Annotated in this window: 18 protein-coding genes and 5 pseudogenes; 9 read left to right on the forward strand and 14 right to left on the reverse strand. The window is 51.4% G+C overall.

Features of this window, described 5'->3' with window-relative positions:
- From BF12_RS22430 to BF12_RS21190, 6 genes and pseudogenes are all read right to left on the reverse strand, one after another.
- A pseudogene (locus tag BF12_RS22430) lies at positions 1-297 on the reverse strand (glycosyltransferase); the annotation flags it as partial.
- A gap of 207 nt (positions 298-504) precedes the next feature.
- Complete coding sequence (locus BF12_RS0111730) at positions 505-1,842, reverse strand: O-antigen ligase family protein (protein WP_024952448.1); 1,338 nt, start codon at positions 1,840-1,842, stop codon at positions 505-507.
- A 99-nt stretch (positions 1,843-1,941) separates the two neighbouring features.
- Positions 1,942-3,113 (reverse strand): annotated as a pseudogene (locus tag BF12_RS19830) (uracil-xanthine permease family protein).
- 238 nt (positions 3,114-3,351) lie between these two features.
- Positions 3,352-3,981, reverse strand: coding sequence for a uracil phosphoribosyltransferase (upp, locus tag BF12_RS0111740; RefSeq protein WP_024952449.1), 630 nt, complete (start codon positions 3,979-3,981; stop codon positions 3,352-3,354).
- 180 nt (positions 3,982-4,161) lie between these two features.
- Positions 4,162-4,782, reverse strand: a complete 621-nt coding sequence (locus tag BF12_RS19835) for a sulfotransferase family 2 domain-containing protein (protein ID WP_024952450.1) — start codon at positions 4,780-4,782, stop codon at positions 4,162-4,164.
- Positions 4,783-5,067: 285 nt separating this feature from the next.
- Positions 5,068-6,048: a glycosyltransferase family 4 protein gene (locus BF12_RS21190; RefSeq protein WP_169734531.1), complete on the reverse strand. Its 981-nt coding sequence runs from the start codon at positions 6,046-6,048 to the stop codon at positions 5,068-5,070.
- 563 nt (positions 6,049-6,611) lie between these two features.
- Here BF12_RS21190 and BF12_RS19845 point away from each other — a divergent pair.
- From BF12_RS19845 to BF12_RS0111770, 4 genes and pseudogenes are all read left to right on the forward strand, one after another.
- Positions 6,612-7,551 (forward strand): annotated as a pseudogene (locus BF12_RS19845) (IS30 family transposase).
- A gap of 296 nt (positions 7,552-7,847) precedes the next feature.
- Positions 7,848-8,654: a glycosyltransferase family 8 protein gene (locus tag BF12_RS21720; RefSeq protein ID WP_084488093.1), complete on the forward strand. Its 807-nt coding sequence runs from the start codon at positions 7,848-7,850 to the stop codon at positions 8,652-8,654.
- A 211-nt stretch (positions 8,655-8,865) separates the two neighbouring features.
- A pseudogene (locus tag BF12_RS21725) lies at positions 8,866-9,291 on the forward strand (transposase); the annotation flags it as partial.
- Positions 9,292-9,353: 62 nt separating this feature from the next.
- Positions 9,354-10,337: a polysialyltransferase family glycosyltransferase gene (locus BF12_RS0111770; RefSeq protein WP_024952453.1), complete on the forward strand. Its 984-nt coding sequence runs from the start codon at positions 9,354-9,356 to the stop codon at positions 10,335-10,337.
- Positions 10,338-10,412: 75 nt separating this feature from the next.
- Here the strand turns inward: BF12_RS0111770 and BF12_RS0111775 are convergent, their stop codons facing one another.
- The 8 genes from BF12_RS0111775 to BF12_RS0111815 all read right to left on the reverse strand — a co-directional run bounded on the left by BF12_RS0111775 (position 10,413) and on the right by BF12_RS0111815 (position 17,474).
- Entirely contained in the window at positions 10,413-11,450 is a 1,038-nt protein-coding gene (locus BF12_RS0111775) for an N-acetylneuraminate synthase family protein (RefSeq protein ID WP_024952454.1), read from the reverse strand.
- Positions 11,447-12,124 carry an acylneuraminate cytidylyltransferase family protein gene (locus tag BF12_RS0111780; RefSeq protein WP_024952455.1) on the reverse strand — a complete coding sequence of 226 codons (678 nt, stop codon included), beginning with the start codon at positions 12,122-12,124 and terminating at the stop codon, positions 11,447-11,449. Before BF12_RS0111780 ends, BF12_RS0111775 begins: the two co-directional genes overlap by 4 nt.
- Positions 12,121-13,245, reverse strand: a complete 1,125-nt coding sequence (neuC, locus tag BF12_RS0111785; protein ID WP_024952456.1) for a UDP-N-acetylglucosamine 2-epimerase — start codon at positions 13,243-13,245, stop codon at positions 12,121-12,123. Before neuC ends, BF12_RS0111780 begins: the two co-directional genes overlap by 4 nt.
- 70 nt (positions 13,246-13,315) lie before the next feature.
- Complete coding sequence (gene ung / locus BF12_RS0111790) at positions 13,316-14,023, reverse strand: uracil-DNA glycosylase (protein ID WP_024952457.1); 708 nt, start codon at positions 14,021-14,023, stop codon at positions 13,316-13,318.
- A 1-nt stretch (position 14,024) separates the two neighbouring features.
- Entirely contained in the window at positions 14,025-14,522 is a 498-nt protein-coding gene (gene gpt, locus BF12_RS0111795) for a xanthine phosphoribosyltransferase (protein WP_024952458.1), read from the reverse strand.
- A gap of 164 nt (positions 14,523-14,686) precedes the next feature.
- Positions 14,687-15,232 carry an adenine phosphoribosyltransferase gene (locus tag BF12_RS0111805; RefSeq protein ID WP_024952459.1) on the reverse strand — a complete coding sequence of 182 codons (546 nt, stop codon included), beginning with the start codon at positions 15,230-15,232 and terminating at the stop codon, positions 14,687-14,689.
- Complete coding sequence (locus tag BF12_RS0111810; protein WP_024952460.1) at positions 15,232-16,533, reverse strand: NCS2 family permease; 1,302 nt, start codon at positions 16,531-16,533, stop codon at positions 15,232-15,234. The genes BF12_RS0111805 and BF12_RS0111810 overlap by 1 nt, the downstream gene beginning before the upstream one ends.
- Positions 16,534-16,862: 329 nt before the next feature.
- Entirely contained in the window at positions 16,863-17,474 is a 612-nt protein-coding gene (locus BF12_RS0111815) for a riboflavin synthase (RefSeq protein ID WP_024952461.1), read from the reverse strand.
- A 512-nt stretch (positions 17,475-17,986) separates the two neighbouring features.
- Here BF12_RS0111815 and BF12_RS0111820 point away from each other — a divergent pair.
- From BF12_RS0111820 to BF12_RS19855, 5 genes and pseudogenes are all read left to right on the forward strand, one after another.
- Complete coding sequence (locus tag BF12_RS0111820; protein WP_024952462.1) at positions 17,987-19,030, forward strand: methionine ABC transporter ATP-binding protein; 1,044 nt, start codon at positions 17,987-17,989, stop codon at positions 19,028-19,030.
- The gene (locus tag BF12_RS0111825) at positions 19,011-19,664 is read left to right on the forward strand and encodes a methionine ABC transporter permease (protein ID WP_024952463.1); all 654 of its coding nucleotides are present in this window, start codon (positions 19,011-19,013) and stop codon (positions 19,662-19,664) included. The genes BF12_RS0111820 and BF12_RS0111825 overlap by 20 nt, the downstream gene beginning before the upstream one ends.
- Before the next feature lie 119 nt (positions 19,665-19,783).
- Positions 19,784-20,602 (forward strand): MetQ/NlpA family ABC transporter substrate-binding protein, encoded by an 819-nt coding sequence (locus BF12_RS0111830; RefSeq protein WP_024952464.1) that lies wholly within the window; start codon positions 19,784-19,786, stop codon positions 20,600-20,602.
- Between the two features lie 214 nt (positions 20,603-20,816).
- Entirely contained in the window at positions 20,817-21,305 is a 489-nt protein-coding gene (locus BF12_RS0111835; protein WP_024952465.1) for a free L-methionine (R)-S-oxide reductase MsrC, read from the forward strand.
- A 357-nt stretch (positions 21,306-21,662) separates the two neighbouring features.
- Positions 21,663-22,444 (forward strand): annotated as a pseudogene (locus BF12_RS19855) (alpha/beta hydrolase).
- The last annotated feature ends 138 nt before the right edge of the window (positions 22,445-22,582 follow it).

The following is a 22,582-nucleotide window of genomic DNA, read 5'->3' on the forward strand; positions in this document are numbered from 1 at the left end:
ACTCATCCTGACACTGGGGGCTACCCATACAAAATGCGAGCGACGGATCAATGGGTTCAGTAGCAAGCGGGACACGAACGTCATCACCGCCCCGCTCACCGAACGACGGACTCGTTGTTGAATCGGCACCATATGCAAATGAACCGCTTCATGGCCAGGCGCCAATACCTGATCACGCTTGCGCCAGGTAACCATATGAGTCTCATGGCCTGCCGTCGCCAAGCTGTCGGCCAAATTGACGGCGACGCGTTCCATTCCACCCATTTTCAGGCTTCTCACTACTACCAGTGTGCGCAAGATCGAATCCTCACGTTGCACGTTTGAGCCTTATCCTACGGAGGATCTATCACATATGCGATATCGGAAATGTCATCAGAATACACAAACGTAAATCCCCCCACTCCGGAGTTCCGAAGCAGGGGGATTATAGTGAACACGCCGAATCATGCTGAGAATAAACAGAAGACAAGCGACAGGCGCTGGCAGTCTATAGTGGACCTGGTCTCACACCTCAGCTAGCTTCGCCCCCTCTTCTTGCTCGGTACGCCAGTGCCAGTAATGTGATACTAACCCCCCAACAATAAGATTATGGACAAAGACACCGGTCCAGAAGGAATTATAGGACTCGAACTGATTGACGATCATCCAGAACACAAAGAAGACTGAGCCGAACAACGCCATATCACCGGGCATGGCACCACCTCGCCATGCAAGCCAGGTAGCTCGGCCAATCCAGATAGCCAGTGCCGCAATGACTGCCACTCCCAGAAGACCGTAGCCCACCCATATTTCCAGGAAGAAATTGTGTAGATGGCCAAATTTCTGCGATATCTTTTCTGGTAGCCATTCGGTTTCATCCATGACCAGGCTTCGCCCTTCGGAACCCCAGCCAACCATTGGACGCTCGGTAATCCAATCAGTAGCCGCCACCCAACTGTGAATGCGAATCCCAACGCTGGTATAGGGCACTCCTGACACATCGCCTTCCAATACCTGAGAGATGACGGCGTTTTCCTTGTTAAAGCGATGGTGAATGGAATCACCCAGTAGAAAATCCAGTATGCCGCCAATCAAGACAAGCAAGATCACGATCAATGCCAATGGCTTAACGAGACGCCTTGCTCCCTGTGCCAGTACCACTCGGGCGCTCCAGAGCAGCAATCCCGTCGCGAGCGCAACCGTAAGCCCCAGCCAGATAGCCCGAGTTTGCCCTACTGCAATCCCGGCAACTGTTATCGCCATGGCTAAACTCCAGGCCAGGATGCGTGCCGCCCTCCAAGGTCCGGGCATGAAACAGCGAGGCGCAAATACCGTCAATCCAAGACAGATAACTCCGAAGAACATGGAGGCATGTTGCTTATTACGTACTCCAAAACCAACACGCTCTCCTGTGAACCCAGCCGCCCAACCATCACCACCGGGGGCCAATAGCGTTGTTATCAAAAAACCTACAACTGCCAAGCCCCAAATCAGCAACGTATTGCGCGTACTGCCTCTAAGCCACCAGGCAATACTAATAAAAATGAAAAGCTTAGCCAGACGATCTACATCGGGGTACAGCTTGGTCCATTCAGGGTGGTCTAGCCTCCCCATCCCCCAAGCGATGAGCTGAACGAGAATAGCCATGCCGAGTAGCAACATCACGCTTCGTCGCAAATAGCCCCCCCAGACGCTGAAGGCTATCAACCCGCTTAGCGCTAACGTCAGTTCAACGGGTTTAATCGATGAGTCAAAGAGTACTCGCGCGAAAGCGTATGCCATTAACGACACTGCGCCAAGAGCGAGCAACCACACAGGTCCTTTCCAATGCAGGTCGTTCTGCCAAACTTTTAGCGGCATCATCTTCGTATCGCCATCTCTCGTTATATAAAGTAAAACCGCGATTCTAACATTACCCACATAACAGTAAGGTGTATTATTCAATATCCCTTTCGGAACAGCTCATTCTCCTTCTCTCGCTGGCGGCAGTATCAGATTAAGCACAATACCGAGGATCGCGGCCAAGCTGACGCCCTGAAGCGTGAACTGCCCGCCACCGACCTGCATGCCTCCAATACCAAATACCAGAATCAAGGAGGCAATCACCAGGTTACGCGGCGCCGTCAGTGAGTCACCTGCACGCACCAGTGTATTCATCCCGACCACAGCGATGGAGCCAAATAACAGGCACATGATCCCCCCCATGACTGGTGTCGGGATGGTCTGAAGAATGGCCCCCACCTTGCCAATGAAGGCGAGTGAAATCGCCACGCACGCTGCCACCGTCATCACCCGCGGATTGAAATTACGCGTCAGCATGACCGCCCCCGTCACTTCCGAGTAGGTCGTGTTGGGCGGCCCGCCGAACATGGAGCCACTGACGTCGCCAAACCATCCCCCAGTAACGTGCGATGCAGGCCCGGCTTCTTCAGGTAATCGCGACGCGTCACCGAGCCGATGGCGACCATATCACCGATATGCTCCACCGCCGGTGCGATAGCGACTGGAATCATGAACAGGATGGCTGAGAACTCGAAGGTTGGGGCAGTGAAGCTCGGCAGTGCCAACCATTGCGCCGCATGTACTGGCGACAAGTCGATGATCCCCATGGCAAGCCCCAACAGGTAGCCCGTCAGAATACCGCCCAGAATCGGGATCAAGCGCAACATGCCGCGCCCGAAGATCGACAGTAGTAACGTCACCCCGAGACTGATCAATGACAAAATCAATGCCTGACTGTGCGTGATGCTGTCACTGAATTCCCCCGTGGCCATCTGGACGGCTGTCGGTGCCAGTGCCAGCCCAATGACCATGATCACTGGCCCGACCACCACGGCGGGCAAGAGCCGATGCACGATGCCAACGCCCTTGACGCGAATACACTGTGCAAGTGCGATATATACAAGCCCCGCGACGAACAATCCCCCCATGGTTGCCGGAATTCCGAAGCTGGCCACCGAGCCCTGGATTGGTGCAATGAAGGCAAATGATGAGGCCAGGAAGACCGGCACGCTCGCTTTGGTGACGCACTGGAATACCAGAGTACCGACACCAGCCGTGAAGAGCGCTACGTTAGGATCAAGCCCTGTCAGCAATGGCACGAGTACGAGCGCACCAAACGCCACAAATAACATCTGTGCGCCTGTCACGACGGTGGTCAGCGTGAAAGGCTCTTTCGCAGGAGGCAAAACAGTATCGGGGGAAGCAGAAGAAACGGGGGAGGAATCAGAAGATGAAGAGGACGACATGGAGAAGTTTTCTTTTCAGTGACTGGCAAGGATGCGCTTAACCTGACTGCATAGACAGGTTAAGCAGATACAAAAACGCCCCGCGTGAATACGCAGGGCGTCTTGATGATCTCAAGCGAGGCGCTTAGCGCGTCCCGAAGATCTTGTCACCGGCATCACCAAGACCCGGCACGATATAACCGTTCTCATCGAGGCGGTCATCGACAGAGGCCGTATAGATATCAATATCAGGATAGGATTCCTGCACCTTGGCGATGCCTTCTGGTGCCGCGACCAGAACGATCACCTTGATCTGCTGGCAACCCTTGGCCTTCAGCATGTCCAGTGTTGCAATCATGGAGCCACCCGTCGCCAGCATCGGGTCGATGACGATCGCCAGACGCTCATCGAGATCAGAGACGAACTTCTCGAAGTACGGCACCGGTTCGAGTGTCTCCTCGTCGCGATAAAGCCCCACCACACTGATACGCGCACTGGGGATCAGGTCAGTCACACCTTCCAACATGCCAAGGCCTGCACGCAGGATAGGCACGATAGTGACCTTCTTGCCCTTGATGCTCTGGACTTCGAGCTCGTTGCCGCTCCAGGCATCAATCGTGGTGGTCTCGAGCTCCAGGCCTTGGGTCGCTTCATAGGTCAGCAACTTGGCGACCTCACTGGCCAGCTCACGGAAGCTCTTGGTGCTGATGCCTGCCGCGCGCATCAGGCCAAGCTTGTGCTGGACCAATGGATGATTGATGGCATGGACGCTCATGGAAATACCTCTTGGGACAGAAGATGATGCTCACGATGCGCAGCACTGCCCTGCCGATGCGGGACAATAGCAAACAAGCAGGCCGGCAAATTGTGACGCATTCTAGCGGAACAGGTCTTATAAGTTAAGGCCGCGTCCTGCAGGGTGAGCCAGCAACGGGCGTCAGATGTGTGACGTGCGTTAGGTGCGGTAACCGAAATTGACAAAGTCCTGAGCATAGAGGATGGCAAGTTTTTCTCGCGTTGCCTGCGTCATGCCAGCCCCTTGGACTGGAGCTGTCGAGCTGCTCTTGTTGCGATGCGCTATCTGACTTTCGATGCCCAGTGCATCAGCGACCTGCTTGAAATCCTGCTCGAGTGTTTCAAAATATCCGAGGAAGTCTACCATTAGAGTTTCATTCGCATCCATAATGAAATTGGACTGCGGCAAGAAAAGAAGGTGACTACGAAAAGTACCTTTCCATAAAGCCTGCTCGACAAAATCATCAAAATCAGAATAGTTTTCTATTTCCTTTGCGACCGCCAAATCTTGAGCACCTTGATTACCACCACTCAATATATAGCGATAAGCTGAATGCGCTCGGTCATAAGGATTTCTGACGAAGGAAAACTTGAAATATGTCTTGAACTTTCTATTGCTGGCCTTCTTGTAAGTCTGCCAGGAGATATGATCCCGCCCCTTCTCTTTCTTCTTTCCCAAAGCCGCCAGTACAGAAGTCCCTGCTGCCTTGGGGATATGAATAAAGATGCACTTGTTCTGCACAAAGTGCTTGCGATAAGGAAAATCATTTCTTTGCCACATGACGTCACTCTAGGATTGAAGGGAGCCTCTCTTTAATATGAGAGAAAGGCTAACCTAAGACAGGATATGTAACATGCATACTGTTACAGCAGTCTAGAGAAGAAAAGTGGAAAGAAAGATCATCGCATCGTGCAAAAACGCAAAAAATATGAAACCTTATAACCTCAGCAGTTAATTAAACATTACAACAATATGCATTAAGAAAACCTGAATATTAAACTGCTTTATTTTCTGACAACCTTGTATTGGATATCATGAGGGCGATACCTCTCATGATATCCAATTTCACCCCATGACAATATGCTCAATGAAGTCACCAATTCCGCGGCAATAATTCTGCTGACAGAAATCACGTGCAATGATCTCACGTGCTGACTCCCCCATCCTCCGACGCTGCTGAGGTGATGCCGCCCAACGCTCAAGAACACTGGCTATGTCAACAGGGTCAAGAACCTTGGCAATCACAATGGCATCTTTCTCGGGGCTATAAACTCGATCAGGCCCCTGAGTAAAGTCCTTGCCATAGACGGCAAGTTCCTCTCGACTTCTTCGTGGAGAAAGCACCTCGCCATTGATACCTTGCGTTATCTGCTCAGGAAGGCCATCAACATTACCGACAATGGCAGGTACGCCATGAGCGAGAGCTTCCTGGACAACATTGCCAAAGGGTTCACGCCATGAAGGGCATACGAACGCATCCAGGGATGCGTAGAACTCGCTCATGTCATCGAGCAGGCCACAGAAACGCACGCTTTCCTCAAGCCCCCAGTGCTTGACCCGTGCTTTCAACGCCTCTTCCAGCCCCCCTTCCCCTGCGATCCAGAGTTCAGCATGTGGCACACTGCCTTTCAATTCCCTCAAAGCCTCGATTGCAATGATAGGTGCCTTGAGCCCTGTAAGCCGACCTGCAAAACCGATGCGGAAGTGCTCTCCGCCATGCTCGGCACTTGTCTCGGGCAACACGATGGAGTTGCGTACCACCTTGTAGGGCAATGACTCACTGATCCCGAGTGATAACTGCAACATGCGACTGGCAGCGTAGGAGTTGCAGATGATGCCATCGACCTTGGAAAGGTACTCATGGATCTCAGGCGAAGGCTCCACGAACCAGGCAGCACCATGCTCATAGTGAATGAGACTGATATGTTCAGGGAAATGTAGCGGATGATGGCGAAACTTGTTCCACACCACAATGGCCTGAATTTCTTCCTCTTCAAGCAGTCGTGCCTGACAGATATCACGTAACCAACGAATCTGACGTGGCACCTTGATACCCCGATAGCACTTTATATTGTGCACACGGTCTACGTAATCAGCATAGGCCGGCTGTAACATGGAGTGTATGACGGGGGTCTGTAGCAAGACATGATGATCCCGCTCCTTCACTGCCATCCGAAAAAAGTTGGTAAAAGTGCGTTCTGCCCCCCCTAGATTCTTGAGGCTTATCAGATGAGCAACTTTTATTTTCTCAGGCCTTGTAACCATAAATCATACCTCAACCATATAATTGCCATAGCTCCATACAATGATATAATTATATCCTGCCGCAGCATGATTAACATATAGCATAAGATCACAATCTTTATAGATACATATTTACTTCACATATAAATGCTAGCACCATAATGCATTGACGTAGTAAATATATACAAAAAGCACTCAAAGCCGATGCTATATTAAGCAGTGCATTGTTAAACAATAAAATGCAAGAAGTATGCACAAAAAGAGGATTATAGAATCTTCCTTAGAAATTCAACACAACAAATAAACAATGCTCGGCCGCAGATTCTGAGTGCAACACCTGAGCTTCCCTGTAAGGTATTGCGCTCATGTCATACTCAGAACTCAACGTTACAGATCGCGCCACTATCCAGATTTACCTATCTCAAGGCTTGAGCCTGCGAGCCATTGCTCGGTACTTGGATCGCTCACCCTCTACCATCAGCCGTGAAGTCCGTAGAAATAGTGATTCGGGTGATGGCTATCGAGCTGAACGAGCACAAGCGTCCCGACTCAAACGTCGGCTCTACTATCGCCCCAAGCGAAAGCTCTTCATCGATAACATGAATCTACCCAAGCTTGAAGACGACTACGTTTGCCGCGAGACGATTTACACTGCGATCTATGCGCTACCAGTCGGGCAACTGCGCAAAGAGCTCATCCATTGTCTACGACAGGGGAAAAGCACACGTAAACCTCGGCGTGGCGAAACGGATCGGCGAGGTCAGATTCCCGACATGGTCAGTATCCACCTCCGCCCACCTGAGGTGGACAAACGCGAGATGCCGGGCATTGGGAAGGCGATCTGATCAAAGGGAAAGGCAACGCTTCTGCGGTTGGCACTCTCGTAGAGCTTAGTAGCGGCTACTTGATACTGGCCAAGATGCACGATGCCACCGCGACCTCAGCCGCAGAGGGCTTCAGTGCTGCACTGAACAGAATGCCATTGGCAGCGCGAAAGACCCTGACGTATGACCAAGGGCGGGAGATGGCCAGGCATGCCGCTATCACGCAAAATACTGGCGTCGCCATCTACTCTGCGACCCTCATAGCCCCTGGCAAAGGGGGGGCAACGAGAACATCAATGGCCTGATTCACCAATATCTTCCCAAGGGGACGGATCTCTCACTGACCAGCCAAGAAGAGCTGGATGCTATTGCCTTCGAGTTGAACATGCGGCCTCGGAAGCGCTTCGACTTCAAATGTCCCATTGAGGTAATGAATGAACTGATGGCAAAGCACAATGATGCCCCCTCCACAATCCAATAGGGGTGTTGCACTCCGTGTCTGCATCCGCCGACTTTGGGAATATTAGCGATGAAATTTTCCATGGAAAATTAATATGTTTATCAACATTCGGACTCAGACAGCAAAACTCAATCCCAGACGCGCGCATCCGTACCAAGAAACACCTATAAAGTCAACCATAAAAGAGTAATAACTAGCCTCGAAAAATTACCACGTGTAACAAATAGTACAAATATTGCACGAATTTAGCACAAGGTATGGAAAAAATAACAAGAAGTGATAAAATTATTACTCACGTAATGTCATGAGTATTTTTTATGTTGAATCTCTTTCTTTCTTGCGATGAAAACTATGCACCTCATCTCGCCACTACAATCACGTCGATTATTTTAAATTGCCCTACCCCTGAACATCTTAACTTTATCATTGGTGATGCAGGATTACGTCCTACATCAATTGAAAAGCTGGAAAAATTCATAGTAGAAAATAAATCAAGCGTATCCTTTGTCTACTTAGATGAAACAAAATTTGAAGGCTTGAAAATAAAAAGATATGGACTCTCGATTTATTTTAGATTTTATCTAAATGAATTAATTGACTCTCATATAGAAACTATACTGTGTATTGATTGCGACACTATCGTTGTTGAAGATCTACTTAAAATCAATGAGCTCACAAAAGACAATAACTTTGTATTAGCAGCTGTTGAAAATATAGGAAGGTCTCCTTGTAAAAAATTAAATCTTAATAAAGGAGACTATTTTAACTGCGGACTTATGCTTATTAATATGAATGAGTGGAGAAAAAAACATCTGGGGAAAAGAGCCTTGGCTTTTCTCTTGAATTATCCAGAACTCTGCCCGCACAACGAACAATGTGCTCTCAATAAAATTATGGAAGGGGATTGGTTGAGATTGCCTTTACGCTGGAATGCTCAACGCCCTGCATATAAAAATATTGAGAAAAGAATGTATGAACAGCATAGAGCCAAAAGTGAATTTATTGAATCAATTCAGAATCCAGTAATGATACATTATATGGGCAAGAGAAGTAAGCCTTGGAACTATGGCAGCATGCATCCTTTAAAAGATATATATTTTTACTACAGAGTCAAAACCCCGTAGAATAAAGTTTCCAAGCCAAGCATACCCTTATCAAAAAAGGTACATAATCTATTATCTTTACAAAAAGCATACATATATAAGAAAAGAAGAAGGATGAGCAAGAGGTTATTAGATAAGCACAGTATATAACTTAGTCACAACTAATATACTGCGAAAATTTAATCAACTCGGCCGCAGATTCTGAGTGCAACACCTGAGCTTCCCTGTAAGGACACGTAAACCTCGGCGTGGCGAAACGGATCGCCGAGGTCAGATTCCCGACATGGTCAGTATCCACCCCCGCCCACCTGAGGTGGACAAACGCGAGATGCAGGGGCATTGGGAAGGCGATCTGATCAAGTTGGCACTCTCGTAGAGCTCAGTAGCGGCTACTTGATACTGGCCAAGATGCACGATGCCACTGCGACCTCAGCCGTAGAGGGCTTCAGTGCTGCACTGAACAGAATGCCATTGGCAGCACGAAAGACCCTGACGTATGACCAAGGGGACGGATCTCTCACTGACCAGCCAAGAAGAGCTGGATGCTATTACCTTCGAGTTGAACATGCGGCCTCGGAAGCGCTTCGACTTCAAATGTCCCATTGAGGTAATGAATGAACTGATGGCAAAGCACAATGATGCCCCCTCCACAATCTAATAGGGGTGTTGCACTCAGTGTCTGCATCCGCCCAATATAATCCACACTGCAATGGAAAAATCATGAACTTATTTTTAGCAGAGTCACCATTACAGATCATCTCTTGCTATGAACTTGCATCACAGCTGTTTAAGGGACACGAAAACGTTTTGATAGTTAAATACTCTGGTGAAAAGAGGAAAGAAACACACGATTATCAGATTAGAAAAACTGTCGAGTCACTCGATTGGAACAATGTGATTGAAATCTCGTTCAAGCATAGTTTGCAGCAACTGTCTTGGCTGAAAAAGAGAAAACACTTTTTTGATATTACTCGAAAGTTCAAGCACAAAGTAGATAATTTATGCATTGGTGAGTTTCGTAGTGCATGGATGCATGACATAAAGAAACGTATATCACCGAAGGCTCTCTATCTCTCTGATGATGGAGCGGCCATTATCACCGTAAAAAATAATTTCCTAGACAAAGGAATTTATCACTTTTCTAAGAGTAAAAAAGAAAGTAATGATAATCACTATGCTAGGCCAATATTATTTACCTCATTTCTTGATAACTCCGAAGAAGAAGGCATTATTCATAATGATTATCGAAAGTTAAGAAGTAAAAATCATATAAAAGAGACAGATAATAAAACAGTGCTATATTTTGGCTCAAAATATAGCGAGGGAGGAATAATGACCTTAGAGAGCGAATTGGCGCTCATCAAAAAAGCTGACGACTATTATACTGAAAAAGGGAAAACTATTATCTATATACCACATAGAGGTGATTCTGAGAAAAAACTCTCTCTCATCAAAAATACTCTGAATATCAAGACGAACGCCCTAGGGCTACCAGCTGAGCTATACATATTAACATTACAAAAAATGCCTTGGGGCATTGCTGGCGCTTACACAAGTGCTTTAATAAGTTTAAAGGGGATTGCAGATTTTGACTCTGTGTGTTCATTTAGAATACCCAGCGCGTGTGTAAACCCTAAACACAAGGATACCATAAATGCCGTCTACGACGAATATTTAAAGTCTGGTATAGAGATTATAGATTAAATGAGCACCTGAACTTATATATAAAACCTAGCATAAAAAACGCGACCAACACCATGGATGGTCGCGTGTTCGATATTAGAAAATATCATCTCGCTTCAGCTGCGACCCTTTTTTAATATTTCTCTGCAACTTCTTGCCAATAAGCATTTCATAGTCTTCAGCAGTAAAGTCGCCACTCCCAGGCCTCTTGACCCATATATCGACTTCTGAGAGCACACTGCCCTCAACCAGATCAGTCTCAACAACAACTGAAGCAAAGGCAAAGTCCATAGTCACACGCTCTTCAGCTACCGGGCCTTTACTACCACCACTCGCCTGAAATATAGCATTAGATCCTTTAATAAGCTCCTTGAGAGCATCAGTGTCCATCGAACACTCAATATCAGGGCCAGGGCGTGACATTTTATCCGTGAAGTGTCTTTCAAGTATCTTTGCCCCGAGGGCCACAGCTCCAAGGCATGCATAACTGTCAACTGTGTGATCCGACAGGCCAACAACAGCATCGGGGAAGCATTGAGCTAATTCCACCATGGCACCCAATCGAACAAGATTGTAGGGTGTGGGATAAACGTTAGTGCAATGCAACAGTGAGAAAGGCACTCCTGCTTCTCTCAAAATATTTACAGACTTCTCAATGCTTTCAATGCTATTCATACCAGTGGACAGAATAACAGGCTTACCAAACGAAGCAACAAGCTTGACCAATGGATAATTATTGCATTCACCTGAGCCTATCTTGAAAGCAGGAATATCCATTCTTGCAAGCCGATATGCAGCAGCTCTTGAAAATGGTGTACTAATAAACTCCATTCCTTTGGATTGTACATATTGCATCAGGCTGGTTTCATCAGCTTCATCCAGTGCACATCTTGCCATGATTTCGTATATCGAAACATCAGCATTGCCAGGAATGACCTTTTTTGCCTCATCTGACATCTCATCTTCGACGACATGTGTCTGATGCTTCACGATCTGAGCGCCAGCACGATGTGCTGCGTCAACCATTTCTTTAGCGACAGCCAAGTCACCTTCATGATTGATGCCGATCTCAGCAATTACGACGGGGGCACACCCGTCACCGACTTCAACATCGCCAATTTTAAAGTGACTCATGAAATTCTCCTGGAATGAATATAGTTTGCAAAATCAAGATCAAATTCAGTATCGATATCCAACGACGCTTCTTTTGACATTTGATAGAACTGAAAGGGTTTAGCAAAGAATGTTTTCTGTTCAATACATTCTGCGATAGATACTATATAGATAGCTCCATTCGGCTTGACTGCTAGCGGTAGCTGCTGCCTGGGAGACTCCATATCATTAAAATCACGAACTGGAAAAACACGACTATTCTGGACAATGAATGATTTGTAAGGATGATCATTCATTTCACATACCGAAATAATGCTATTGACACTACTTATATCAAATTTATAATGGGCATTAATAATATCTTCAGAGGTTCTAAATGGGCTGGTAGGTTGAAGAAGCGTCACTTCTCCTTGAATTATTTCCATTGTTTCTAGGACATGTAAAACCGCATCTATGCTTTTAGAGTCATCTTGTGATAGAGAAGAAGGTCTCCTGACGATGTCAGCGCCTAGTAACTTGGCATGAATCAATATCTCATCGTCATCAGACGAAATGATGATACTATCAAAGATATTTGACGTCACGGCAGCCTTGAATGTGATCGCGATAAGCGAATCATCGCCTATTTTGCGCAGATTCTTTCTATGTACTCCCTTTGAATTACCTCGCGCTGTAATAATTGCGATTTTTTTCATGCCAGCTCCATGAACAGCTTCTGTGTTGGTGTGGTCCAGAATTTTTCATTTCCCAATGCTGCAGAGAATAGTGCCAAACTATTACCATCACCAAACCAATCATCCTTTCCAATATGAGATATACGATCAAGCATCTCAATGCCAGAAATAATATCATCGCAACTATAATCTACATCAATAATAGTATCACTAGAATACCGATTCTGCTGACGAGTACCAACATTCACTGTTGGAACTCCATAAAAAGGAGCTTCTCTTATGCCCGCACTAGAATTCCCGATAATCATGTCTGCATTTTTCAATAATACCAAAAAGTGCTCGAAATTGATGGATGGAAATACTCTAAAACTACTATCATCTTTTAACTTTTCAATTTCATCAACTATATAATTTGAACCATTGTCGTTGTTCGGGTATACGACAATGTAATTGTTGCCTGAATACTTCAAAGCATCAAAAAAAGAGGCAGAATATTCTTTGAATGAAGTCTTTTCAGTTGTTACAGGATGAAATAAAGCTATTGAATACTTCGCGAAATCTATTTCGTATTTAAGTCTTGAATCTTGTAGAGATGGAAGCGTCTTACTATTCATAACATCGAGATCGGGGGAGCCTATGATATATATATAATCATCTCCTTCCCCCATTTGCATCAGTCTTTTTTTGGCTTTTTCATTAGCCACCATATGTATATTAGACAGTTTGCTAACAGAGTGCCTGATCAACTCGTCGACAGTTCCTGAAACCTCACCACCTTCTATATGGCAGACTAATATATTTTGTAGAGCACCTACTGCTGCTCCTGCCAGAGCCTCAAGACGATCGCCATGAATGATGATGAGGTCCGGTGAGATTTCCTCTGTCAATCTAGAAAAAATAGATATCGTATTGCCCAGAACAGAACTCATTGGCTCACTTGAATTCTGGTTGGGTATAAAATAGGTATGCTGAAATTTTTCTTTCTCAATTTCGCGATAGGTTGACCCATACCGCTTCATCATATGCATACCAGTACCAAAGATATGCAGCTCTAAGTCATCATGCTCTTCGATAAATCGCATGATGCCTTTAAGCTTGCCAAAGTCGGCTCTGGTACCAGTTAGAATTAGGACTTTTTTCATTTATACCTCTAAAACAAAATAAACTCGTAAAATGTTTAAATTTTATTTATAAAGTCATCACCGCAAGAAATTACAGCCCCATTAACTGCCACTCAATCGGCGTCTCGCCACGTGATTCCAACCAGGCATTGGCCTGTGAGAAGTGCCGCGAGCCGAAGAAGCCGCGATGAGCCGCTAACGGTGAGGGGTGCGGCGCATGCAATACCAGGTGTTTCTGGCTATCCACGGCGCTCGCCTTCTTCTGGGCATAACTCCCCCAGAGAAGGAAGACGACTCCCTCACAGTGCTGGTTGATCACGTCAATGGCTCGGTCGGTGAACTGTTCCCAACCTTGCTTTTGATGAGAAGCGGCCTTGGCCTGCTCCACCGTCAGCACGCTGTTGAGTAGCAGAACGCCCTGCTTTGCCCAATTTTCCAGGAAACCGTGATCGACGGGTTCGACCCTGACATCGGACGCCAGTTCCTTGTAGATGTTCTTGAGCGAGGGCGGTGGGCGCACTCCGGGACGCACGGAGAAGCACAAGCCATGTGCCTGCCCCGGCCCGTGATAAGGGTCTTGGCCCAGTATCACGACTTTCACATCGGAGAGTGGTGTCAGCCAGAAGGCACGAAACCAGTCGCTGGAATGCGGATAGATGATCTTGCCAGCGTCTTTCTCGGCACGCAGAAACATCTTGAGCCGCTGCATGTAGTCAGCGTGAAATTCCTGCCCGAGATGCGCCTGCCAATCGGCAGGCAGCACCTCGGAGCTACCGGTAGTGGCAGTCTCCAGCGGCATGTCAGCTATCGCTCTCTTGCTTCTTGAGCTGCTCGGAAATCGGCTCGACATAAGCGATTCCCATATCCCACGGGAACTGGATCCAGCAGCTCTGCGGCACTTCGGTGATGAAACCATCGACCAGCGGACGACCTTCCGGCTTGGCATAGACGGTCACGAAGTGTGCCTTGGGCAGCATGTCACGCACGGCGCGCGCAGTATTGCCGGTATCGACCAGGTCATCGACCAGCAACCAGCCATCGCCATCGTGATCAACACCCTTGACCACTTCCAGGCCACCCTGCTCCATGTGGTCGTGGTAGCTCTTGATGCAGACGGTATCGATGTGACGGATACCCAGTTCACGAGCGATCAGGCCAGCCGGAATCAGGCCACCACGGGTGATGGCAATGATGCCCTTGAAATCGCGGCCGATCAGCGTGTGGCAAAGCGCGCGCACGTCGCGGTGCAGCTGATCCCAGGAGACGATGAAATGGTCGTGATAGCGTTCGGAAGACATGGTGGTCACTCGCAATGACAAAACAGAAATGAAGCATGGTGGCTTGAAGACCACCGTACAAGGACGGAAAGCATTACCGCCAACCAAGCAGAGCGGCGGCTTGGTTGGCGGTAGCAACGACGATGGCCCTGCCAAGAGACAGGGCCATCGTCATGAGACATGACTTATTCGGATTCAGTGAAGCTGCACGCAGCGAAGACACTGTGGCCTTCTTCGCGAATCTTGGCAGAACCACCAAGCTCCGGCAGATCGATGATCGCTGCTGTCTCGACCACGATCCCGCCACTGCGCTCAATCAGCTTGCAAGCAGCCAGCATCGTACCGCCAGTCGCGATCAGGTCATCCATCACCAGAATGCGATCGCCCTCGCGGAAAGCGTCAGAGTGTAGCTCGACAGTCGACTCACCATATTCCAGCGTATAGGTCTCGCTGATGGTCTTGAACGGCAGCTTGCCCTTCTTGCGCACCGGCACGAAGCTACAACCTAGCTCGTAGGCCAGCGGCGCACCGATGATGAAGCCACGTGCATCGATAGCGGCGATGGCATCGATTTCCATCTCCTGATAGCGGTGCACGAAAGAGTCGATCAACTTGCGGAACGCAGCAGAATTCTGCAGTACCGGCGTGATATCACGGAAGTTGACACCCTCTTGGGGCCAGTCCGGCACGGTACGAATGACAGACTTGATATAATCGCTGTAGATGCTCATTAGAGGGCTCCGTCGAGGAACAGATATTTGCAGGCGAACAGGATGGCGAGAATCACCAGCCCCGGGCTCAAATCACGATAGCGGCCAGAGAACAGCTTGATCACGGCGTAGCTGATGAAACCCAGCGCGATCCCGTTGGCAATCGAATAGGTTAATGGCATCACCAGAGTGGCAATCACCACTGGTGCTGCTTCGGTAATATCGTTCCAGTCGATGCGCGCCAGTCCACCGGTCATCAGACAGGCAACGTAGAGAAGCGCTCCGGCAGTGGCAAAGGCCGGAATGGAGGTCGCCAGTGGCGACAGGAACAGGCTGACGAGAAACAAGCCTGCGACCACGACAGCCGTCAGACCAGTACGCCCGCCTGCGGCCACGCCGGTAGCAGACTCGATATAACTGGTGACATTGGAGGTTCCCATCACGGACCCGACCATGGTGGCGCTTGAGTCTGCCATCAGCGCACGTCCCAGACGCGGCAGGTGGCCGCGCTCATTGGTCAACCCCGCCTGCTGAGAGACGGCAATCAGCGTGCCCGAGGTATCGAACAGATCGACGAACAAGAACGCGAAGATGATCGAGACCATGCCTAGATTGAAGGCGCCGGCAATGTCCAGTTCCGCCAATGTCGGCACGATGCTCGGTGGCATCGAGGCAAAGCCATGGAAATCATTGTTGCCGGTCAGCGTTGCCAGAAAGGTGACACTCAAGATGCCGATCATCACCGCACCGATGACCTTGCGATAGGACAGCGCCACGATAAGGAAGAAGGACAGCAGCGCGAACATGGCGGACGGCGAGGACAGATCGCCCAGCGTCACCAACGTGCCCGGCGCATCCACCACGATGCCACTGCCCTGCAGCGCAATGATCGCCATGAACAGGCCGATACCTGCGGCAATGCCTGTCTTGAGCGAGGCGGGAATGGCATTGATGATCCACTCACGAATCTTGAAAGCGGAGAGCAGGAAGAAGCTGACACCTGACAGGAAGACTGCCCCGAGAGCCACCTGCCACGGCACACCCATCTGGCCAGCAACCGTGTACGTGAAGAAGGCCGTCAGCCCCATGCCCGGCGCCAGTGCGATGGGATAGTTGGCGTAGAGTCCCATGATCAAGCAGCCAATCGCCGCGGCCAGACAGGTCGCCACGAAGACGGCGCCGTGATCCATGCCGGTCGAAGCCAGCATCGAAGGCGCTACGAAGATGATATAAGCCATCGCCAGGAAAGAGGTAAATCCGGCGATGACTTCAGTACGCACGTTGGTGCCGTGTTCACTGAGCTTGAAAAGACGTTCCAGCATGGGAGTGGTCTCTGCCCTTGGCTGCACTGCCTGTCCGGCAAGGCGCTATGGTCGGTTACGATCGGAGACTGCCGATCAGCTCGGACAGGAGTGCCGGACAGGAGGAGCAACGGGTGCCCGAATGCCTGTGCAGACTGCCTGAACCACGATGCCCTGCAAACGGCAGGGCATCGGAAGGCGCAACATGGTACCCAAAGGTCTGCAGGGAATCGAGCCTTGAACATCAGGTCGTGCTCAATTCCTGACTAAGCAGTCGACTTTACGTACCCTAACCTTGTGTCCCACGATTCTTGTACAGATCGGGACGAATCAGACCGCATCTTATCAGGTCAGGCCAGACGCGATGCCATGACGCGCTCGACAGTCTCAACAATAGCTTGAGTTTGCGGGTCTACCTCAAGGTTGATGCGATCACCGACTGCACGTGTGCCCATCAGGGTGCGCTCCAGCGTCTCCGGAATCAGATTGACGCAGAAACGAGTGCCCTGCACCTCGCCAATGGTCAGGCTGACACCGTCGAGCCCCACGTATCCCTTGTCGAACAGAAAACGCATCAGCTCGACCGGTGCCTGAAACCAGATACGCCGATTATTCGCCGTCGCTTCGATGGCATCGATCGTGACCATCGCCATCACGTGGCCGGACATGGAGTGACCGCCAATCTCATCGCCGAAACGCGCGGCACGCTCGATATTGACGTGACTGCCGTTCTCAAGCTCGCCCAGGTTGGTCAGACGCAGCGTCTCGCGCATCAGATCAAAGCTGGCCAGCTGCCCTTCCAGATGCGTCACGGTCAAACAGCATCCGTTATGTGCCACCGATGCGCCTAACTCCAACCCGACCTCCAGACCTTGCGGCAACCGCACCTGATGGATACGAAACTCGGTACGCTCTTCAATGGCCACCACTTCAGCCATGCCCTGTACAATACCAGTGAACATGCGCGTGCTTTCCTTGACGACAGTGCTCCCCGCAGCGCGGAAGCCGTGAATATGAGCGGCATATCACATCATTGGGAGCATGAGCATGCCAGAACGAAATCCTAGCATGCTGCAGCGGATCTCGGCAGCCATGTGCACGGCAAGCCATGTGCTTCTGGCGCGACTTTGTAAGATTTTTCTTACCTAAATTGTCGTTAGCTGCCGCCATAAGCTGACGAAGGCGACAAACACCTGGCGCCAGACCAAAGTCGTTGACAGCAGAAGGCTGACTGATAGAATGCGGCTCAAATCTGTTTGGCGCCGATTTGTACCCGGATTGCGGGCGCCCACTTCGAGAGCTTGTCTCACGGGGTGCAAGTTCTGCTAAAAGGGTGTGTCCAGCGTTGATGGCCACCCATCTTGGGTGGTCTTTTTTACCCTCTGGATCACTCCTCTGTTTCTTGCGCAGAACGCTCTGTTTACCGCAGACTTTCGCCCGCATTCCGGCTGGTGCCTCTACCATTCGGACCCCCATGATCACACTCAAGAACGTCTCCAAGACTTACGGCAGTGGTGACAAGCCCGTGGTCGCGCTCAAGGATGCCAGCCTGACGGTTCCTCAAGGCGCCATTACCGGTGTCATCGGACTTTCCGGTGCCGGCAAGTCAACTCTCATTCGCTGTGTCAATCTGCTCGAACGCCCCACTGCAGGTAGCATCATTGTCGATGGTCAGGAACTGACCGCCCTCGATGAGAGTGCTCTGCGCAGTGCTCGGCATCAAATCGGCATGATCTTCCAGCACTTCAATCTGCTGTCTTCACGCACTGTCTTTGCCAACGTGGCACTTCCACTGGAATTGGCGGGCATTTCGAAGGCCGAGATTCGCAAGCGCGTTGAACCGCTGCTTGAGCTGACCGGCCTGAGCGACAAGACTGCGCAATATCCGGCACAGCTTTCCGGTGGCCAGAAGCAGCGTGTGGCGATCGCCCGCGCATTGGCCAGTCGTCCCAAGGTGCTGCTGTGTGACGAGGCGACCTCGGCGCTCGACCCGCAAACGACTGCCTCCATCCTTGAGTTGCTCAAGGACATCAATACCAAGCTTGGTCTGACCATCCTGCTGATCACCCATGAAATGGAAGTGGTCAAGAGCATCTGTGATCAGGTTGCGCTGATCAGTGATGGCGAGTTGGTCGAAATTGCGCCGGTCGGTGATTTCTTCACCGCGCCGCAGACACATCTTGGTCGCGAATTCCTCAATGACTTCCTCCAGCTGGAACCGCCGCGCGCATTGGTCGAGCGTCTCGAGACGATGCCCGGACCGCACACCCATCCGGTAGTGCGCCTCGCCTTCAGCGGCGATGCCGTCTCTACCCCGCTGATCTCGCGCCTGGCGCGCGAATGTCAGGTGGATGTCAGCATTCTTCAGGCCAAGGTCGAATCCATTCAGGAACGCACGCTCGGCCTGATGATCGCCGAGCTGATGGGCGACAGCCACCAGACCCAGCAAGCGCTGGACTATCTCGAATCCCACGACCTGAAAGTGGAGGTGCTCGGCCATGTCACCCGCACTGCTTAATCTCGTTTTCGAGTCGACGCTCGAAACTCTCTATATGGTCGCCATCGCTGGCCTGATCTCGGCAGCGCTCGGCATTCCGCTCGGCGTAGCACTCTATACCTCGCGCCCCGGCCAGATTCTGGAGCGCCCAGTACTCAACAACGTGCTGAGCATCATCACCAACGTCGGCCGCTCAGTACCGTTCATCATCCTGATGGTGGCGATCATTCCGCTGACGCGCTTGATTGCTGGTAGCTCCATCGGCACCAATGCTGCCATCGTGCCGCTGACCATCGCCTCGATACCCTTCGTCGCCCGTCTGATCGAAGGCGCGCTCAACGAAGTGGGGCCAGGACTGGTGGAAGCTGCACAGGCCATGGGCGCCACTCCGTTGCAGATCATCACCAAGGTACTGTTGCCGGAAGCCCGCGGCGGTATCATCAACGGCTTGACCATTACCGTTGTCACGTTGATCAGCTACTCCGCCATGGCCGGCACCGTCGGCGGTGGCGGTCTGGGCGATCTGGGCATCCGTTATGGCTACAACCGCTTTGATCCGATGGTGATGCTGGTGACGGTCGTCATCCTTGTCGTCATGGTGCAGGGCTTCCAGAGCCTGGGCGACCATCTGGTGCGCAAGTCAGACCATAAGTAGCACTACAAGCACACGCTGATTTCGGTATCGTGGCGGCTCGACGAAATGAGCCGCCACTCATAATATCCCGCGGACTCCATCGGTCACGCTGGGTCACAAGGAGAACATCGATGCGCAACATGCTGGCCACCCTTTCTTCCCCGCTGCGCCTTGCCGGTGCGGCTACCCTGCTCGGCGCCACACTGCTGGCAGGCTGCGGCAACGACGCATCCGACGAGAATACCCTGAAGATGGGCACCGTCGCAGGCCCGGAGACCGAAGTCATGAAGGTCGCCGCTGATATCGCCAAGGAGAAGTACGGCCTGACCGTCGAGATCACCGAGTTTACCGACTACGTGTCTCCGAACGCAGCATTGGCCGACGGCTCTCTGGATGCCAACGCCTACCAGCACCAGCCGTACATGGAATCCATGGTGCGTGAGCGCGGCTACAAGTTCGCCAGCGCCGGCAAGACCTTCGTATATCCGATCGGCGCTTACTCCGACAAGTACACTGACATCAGCGAACTGCCGGACGGCGCTACCGTCGCCCTGCCGAATGATCCGTCCAACGAAGGCCGTTCACTGATCCTGATGCACGATCTTGGCATGATCGAGCTGACCGACAAGAACAATCTCGAAGCGACCCCGATCGACGTCGCCAAGAACCCGCATGACTATCAGTTCAAGGAAATCGAGGCTGCCCAGCTGCCGCGCATCCTGCCTGACGTTGATCTAGCCTTCATCAACAACACCTTTGCTCAGCCGGCTGGCCTGGCACCGGAAGATGCCCTGATCCGTGAAGGTGCCGAATCTCCGTACGTCAACCTGATCGTCGTGCGTCAGGGTGATGAAGACAGTGAGAAGGTGCAGAAGCTGGTCAAGGCGTACCAGACAGCAGAAGTCGAAGCCAAGGCTGAAGAACTGTTCAAGGGCGCTGCGGTGCCGGGCTGGAAGTAAGCTTCACATCTCAAGTAAGCAACCGCCTCATGAGGTAATGTTTACGCGCAAAGCGCCGGCCACTGGCCGGCGCTTTGCGTATAGCGACATCATTTTCCGAGGGGCGCCATGCTGAACCCTCTCCGCATACGCTGTCACTTGAATCGCACCGCCGACAACCTCATTTACCAACATACTCATTTATTGCTGCTCTCATCTTCCACAAGGAGCCATCATGGCCACTCGCCCTGACTACCCGATGCTGGCCCGCCAGCTCGATGCCACGCTCGACACTCGCGACTGGCTGACCAACGCCTCCCAGACTGCCGCTTTCATCAACATGACGGTCGACAATCTCAACTGGGCCGGATTCTATGTGCAGCGCCTGCCTGGCACTCTGCATCTTGGACCGTTTCAGGGGCAACCAGCCTGTCATCCCATTCCCTTCTCCAAGGGAGTATGTGGCGCTGCTGCCACTCAGCGCACCACGCAACGCATTGCAGACGTGTACGAATTCCCGGGGCATATCGCCTGCGATGCCGCATCGCGCAGCGAACTGGTCGTGCCGGTCATCGTCACGCAAGGTGAGCAAGAAGTACTGTGGGGCGTGTTGGACCTGGATAGCCCCAGCCCGGAACGCTTCGACGCCGAAGACCAGGCCGGCATCGAGCGCCTGGTCGAGATCTTCATCGCTTCCAGCGATTTTGACACCGTGCCTGACTGACACATCAGGCCGTCATATAGACCTTCAGTAAGATCGTCAGTACAGACCCATTTGACGCTCCGACAGCCCATTGCTCATCTCACGAACAGTGGGCTGTTTTCGTGGCGAGTGGCGAGGTGTAACGTACAGACTTCGCTGACCCGACAGGAGCAGGACATGGACTCTCACGCCGATGCGCCACTACAGAACACTGACGATGCCCATGCGGGACTCGCACCGGTCATCGCTCACCTGAAGCACATCAAGGCATTGACCCTGCGTACCGGAACCGATCTTGGCGCCAAACGCACACTGCTGAATGCTTACTTCGCAGCGGATGCCCGCATTCTCGATACCGGCGTCACCCCCACCCTGCTCATGGTGCCTGGCGGCGCAGATGAGCGCCTGTGTGAGGTGATTGAGTTACCTGCGGCCAGTGAAGCCCCCGCTAAGCCCCGGCGCCTGTTGTATCTCCATGGCGGTAGCTGGATCGCGGGATCACCAGCAGGCCATCGCCCTCTGGCAAGCCGTCTGGGCGCTGCAGTCCGCTCACAGACCTATACACTGGATTACCGCCTCGCGCCCGAGGCTGCCTTCCTGCGGGGCTTGACGATGTACTAAGCGCATGGCGCTGGCTATGCGCTGAATTCCCGGATGACCATCTGCTATTGGCCGGTGACAGCGCCGGCGGCAATCTGACACTGGCCGCACTCAATGTACTCAAGAGCGCCAATGAGCGTCTGCCGGACGCAGTGATCGCCCTCTCGCCACCTACCGATCTCAGCTGGGGCAGCGCCTCGCTGTCACGCAAGGCAGAGGTGGACCCGATCCTCGACCCCAACCTGCTGCCTTATGTAAGCATGGCTTATGTGCAGGATGGTACCGATCTCGGTGACCCGCGCATCTCGCCGCTGGAAGGCGACCTCTCTGGCCTGCCACCCATACTGATCCAGTGCGGAGAAGCTGAGATCCTGCTTGATGACAGTCGCCGTTATGCTGCGCAGGCGCAAGACAGTGGCTCACCGGTCACCTTGAGCCTGTGGCCAGACATGCCGCATGTCTTCGTCGGCTTTGCACCGCTGTTGACTGCGGCCAATGAAGCGCTGGAGGAAGCTGGCCAGTTCGTGGACATGACGCTAGTAGCGTCCGGCACAGCCTGATCAAACCCCGGCACGGCCCCTTGGACCAGATGCCTCACCAGCTGCACTCCTCGAAAGCCGAGCACTGCTTCATGCACACGAAAAAGCCCGACTCATTGAGCCGGGCTTTTTCTGGAATCTGGTAGGACCAGGCGGATT

This window comes from Cobetia crustatorum (assembly GCF_000591415.1).
Classification (GTDB): Bacteria; Pseudomonadota; Gammaproteobacteria; order Pseudomonadales; family Halomonadaceae; genus Cobetia; species Cobetia crustatorum.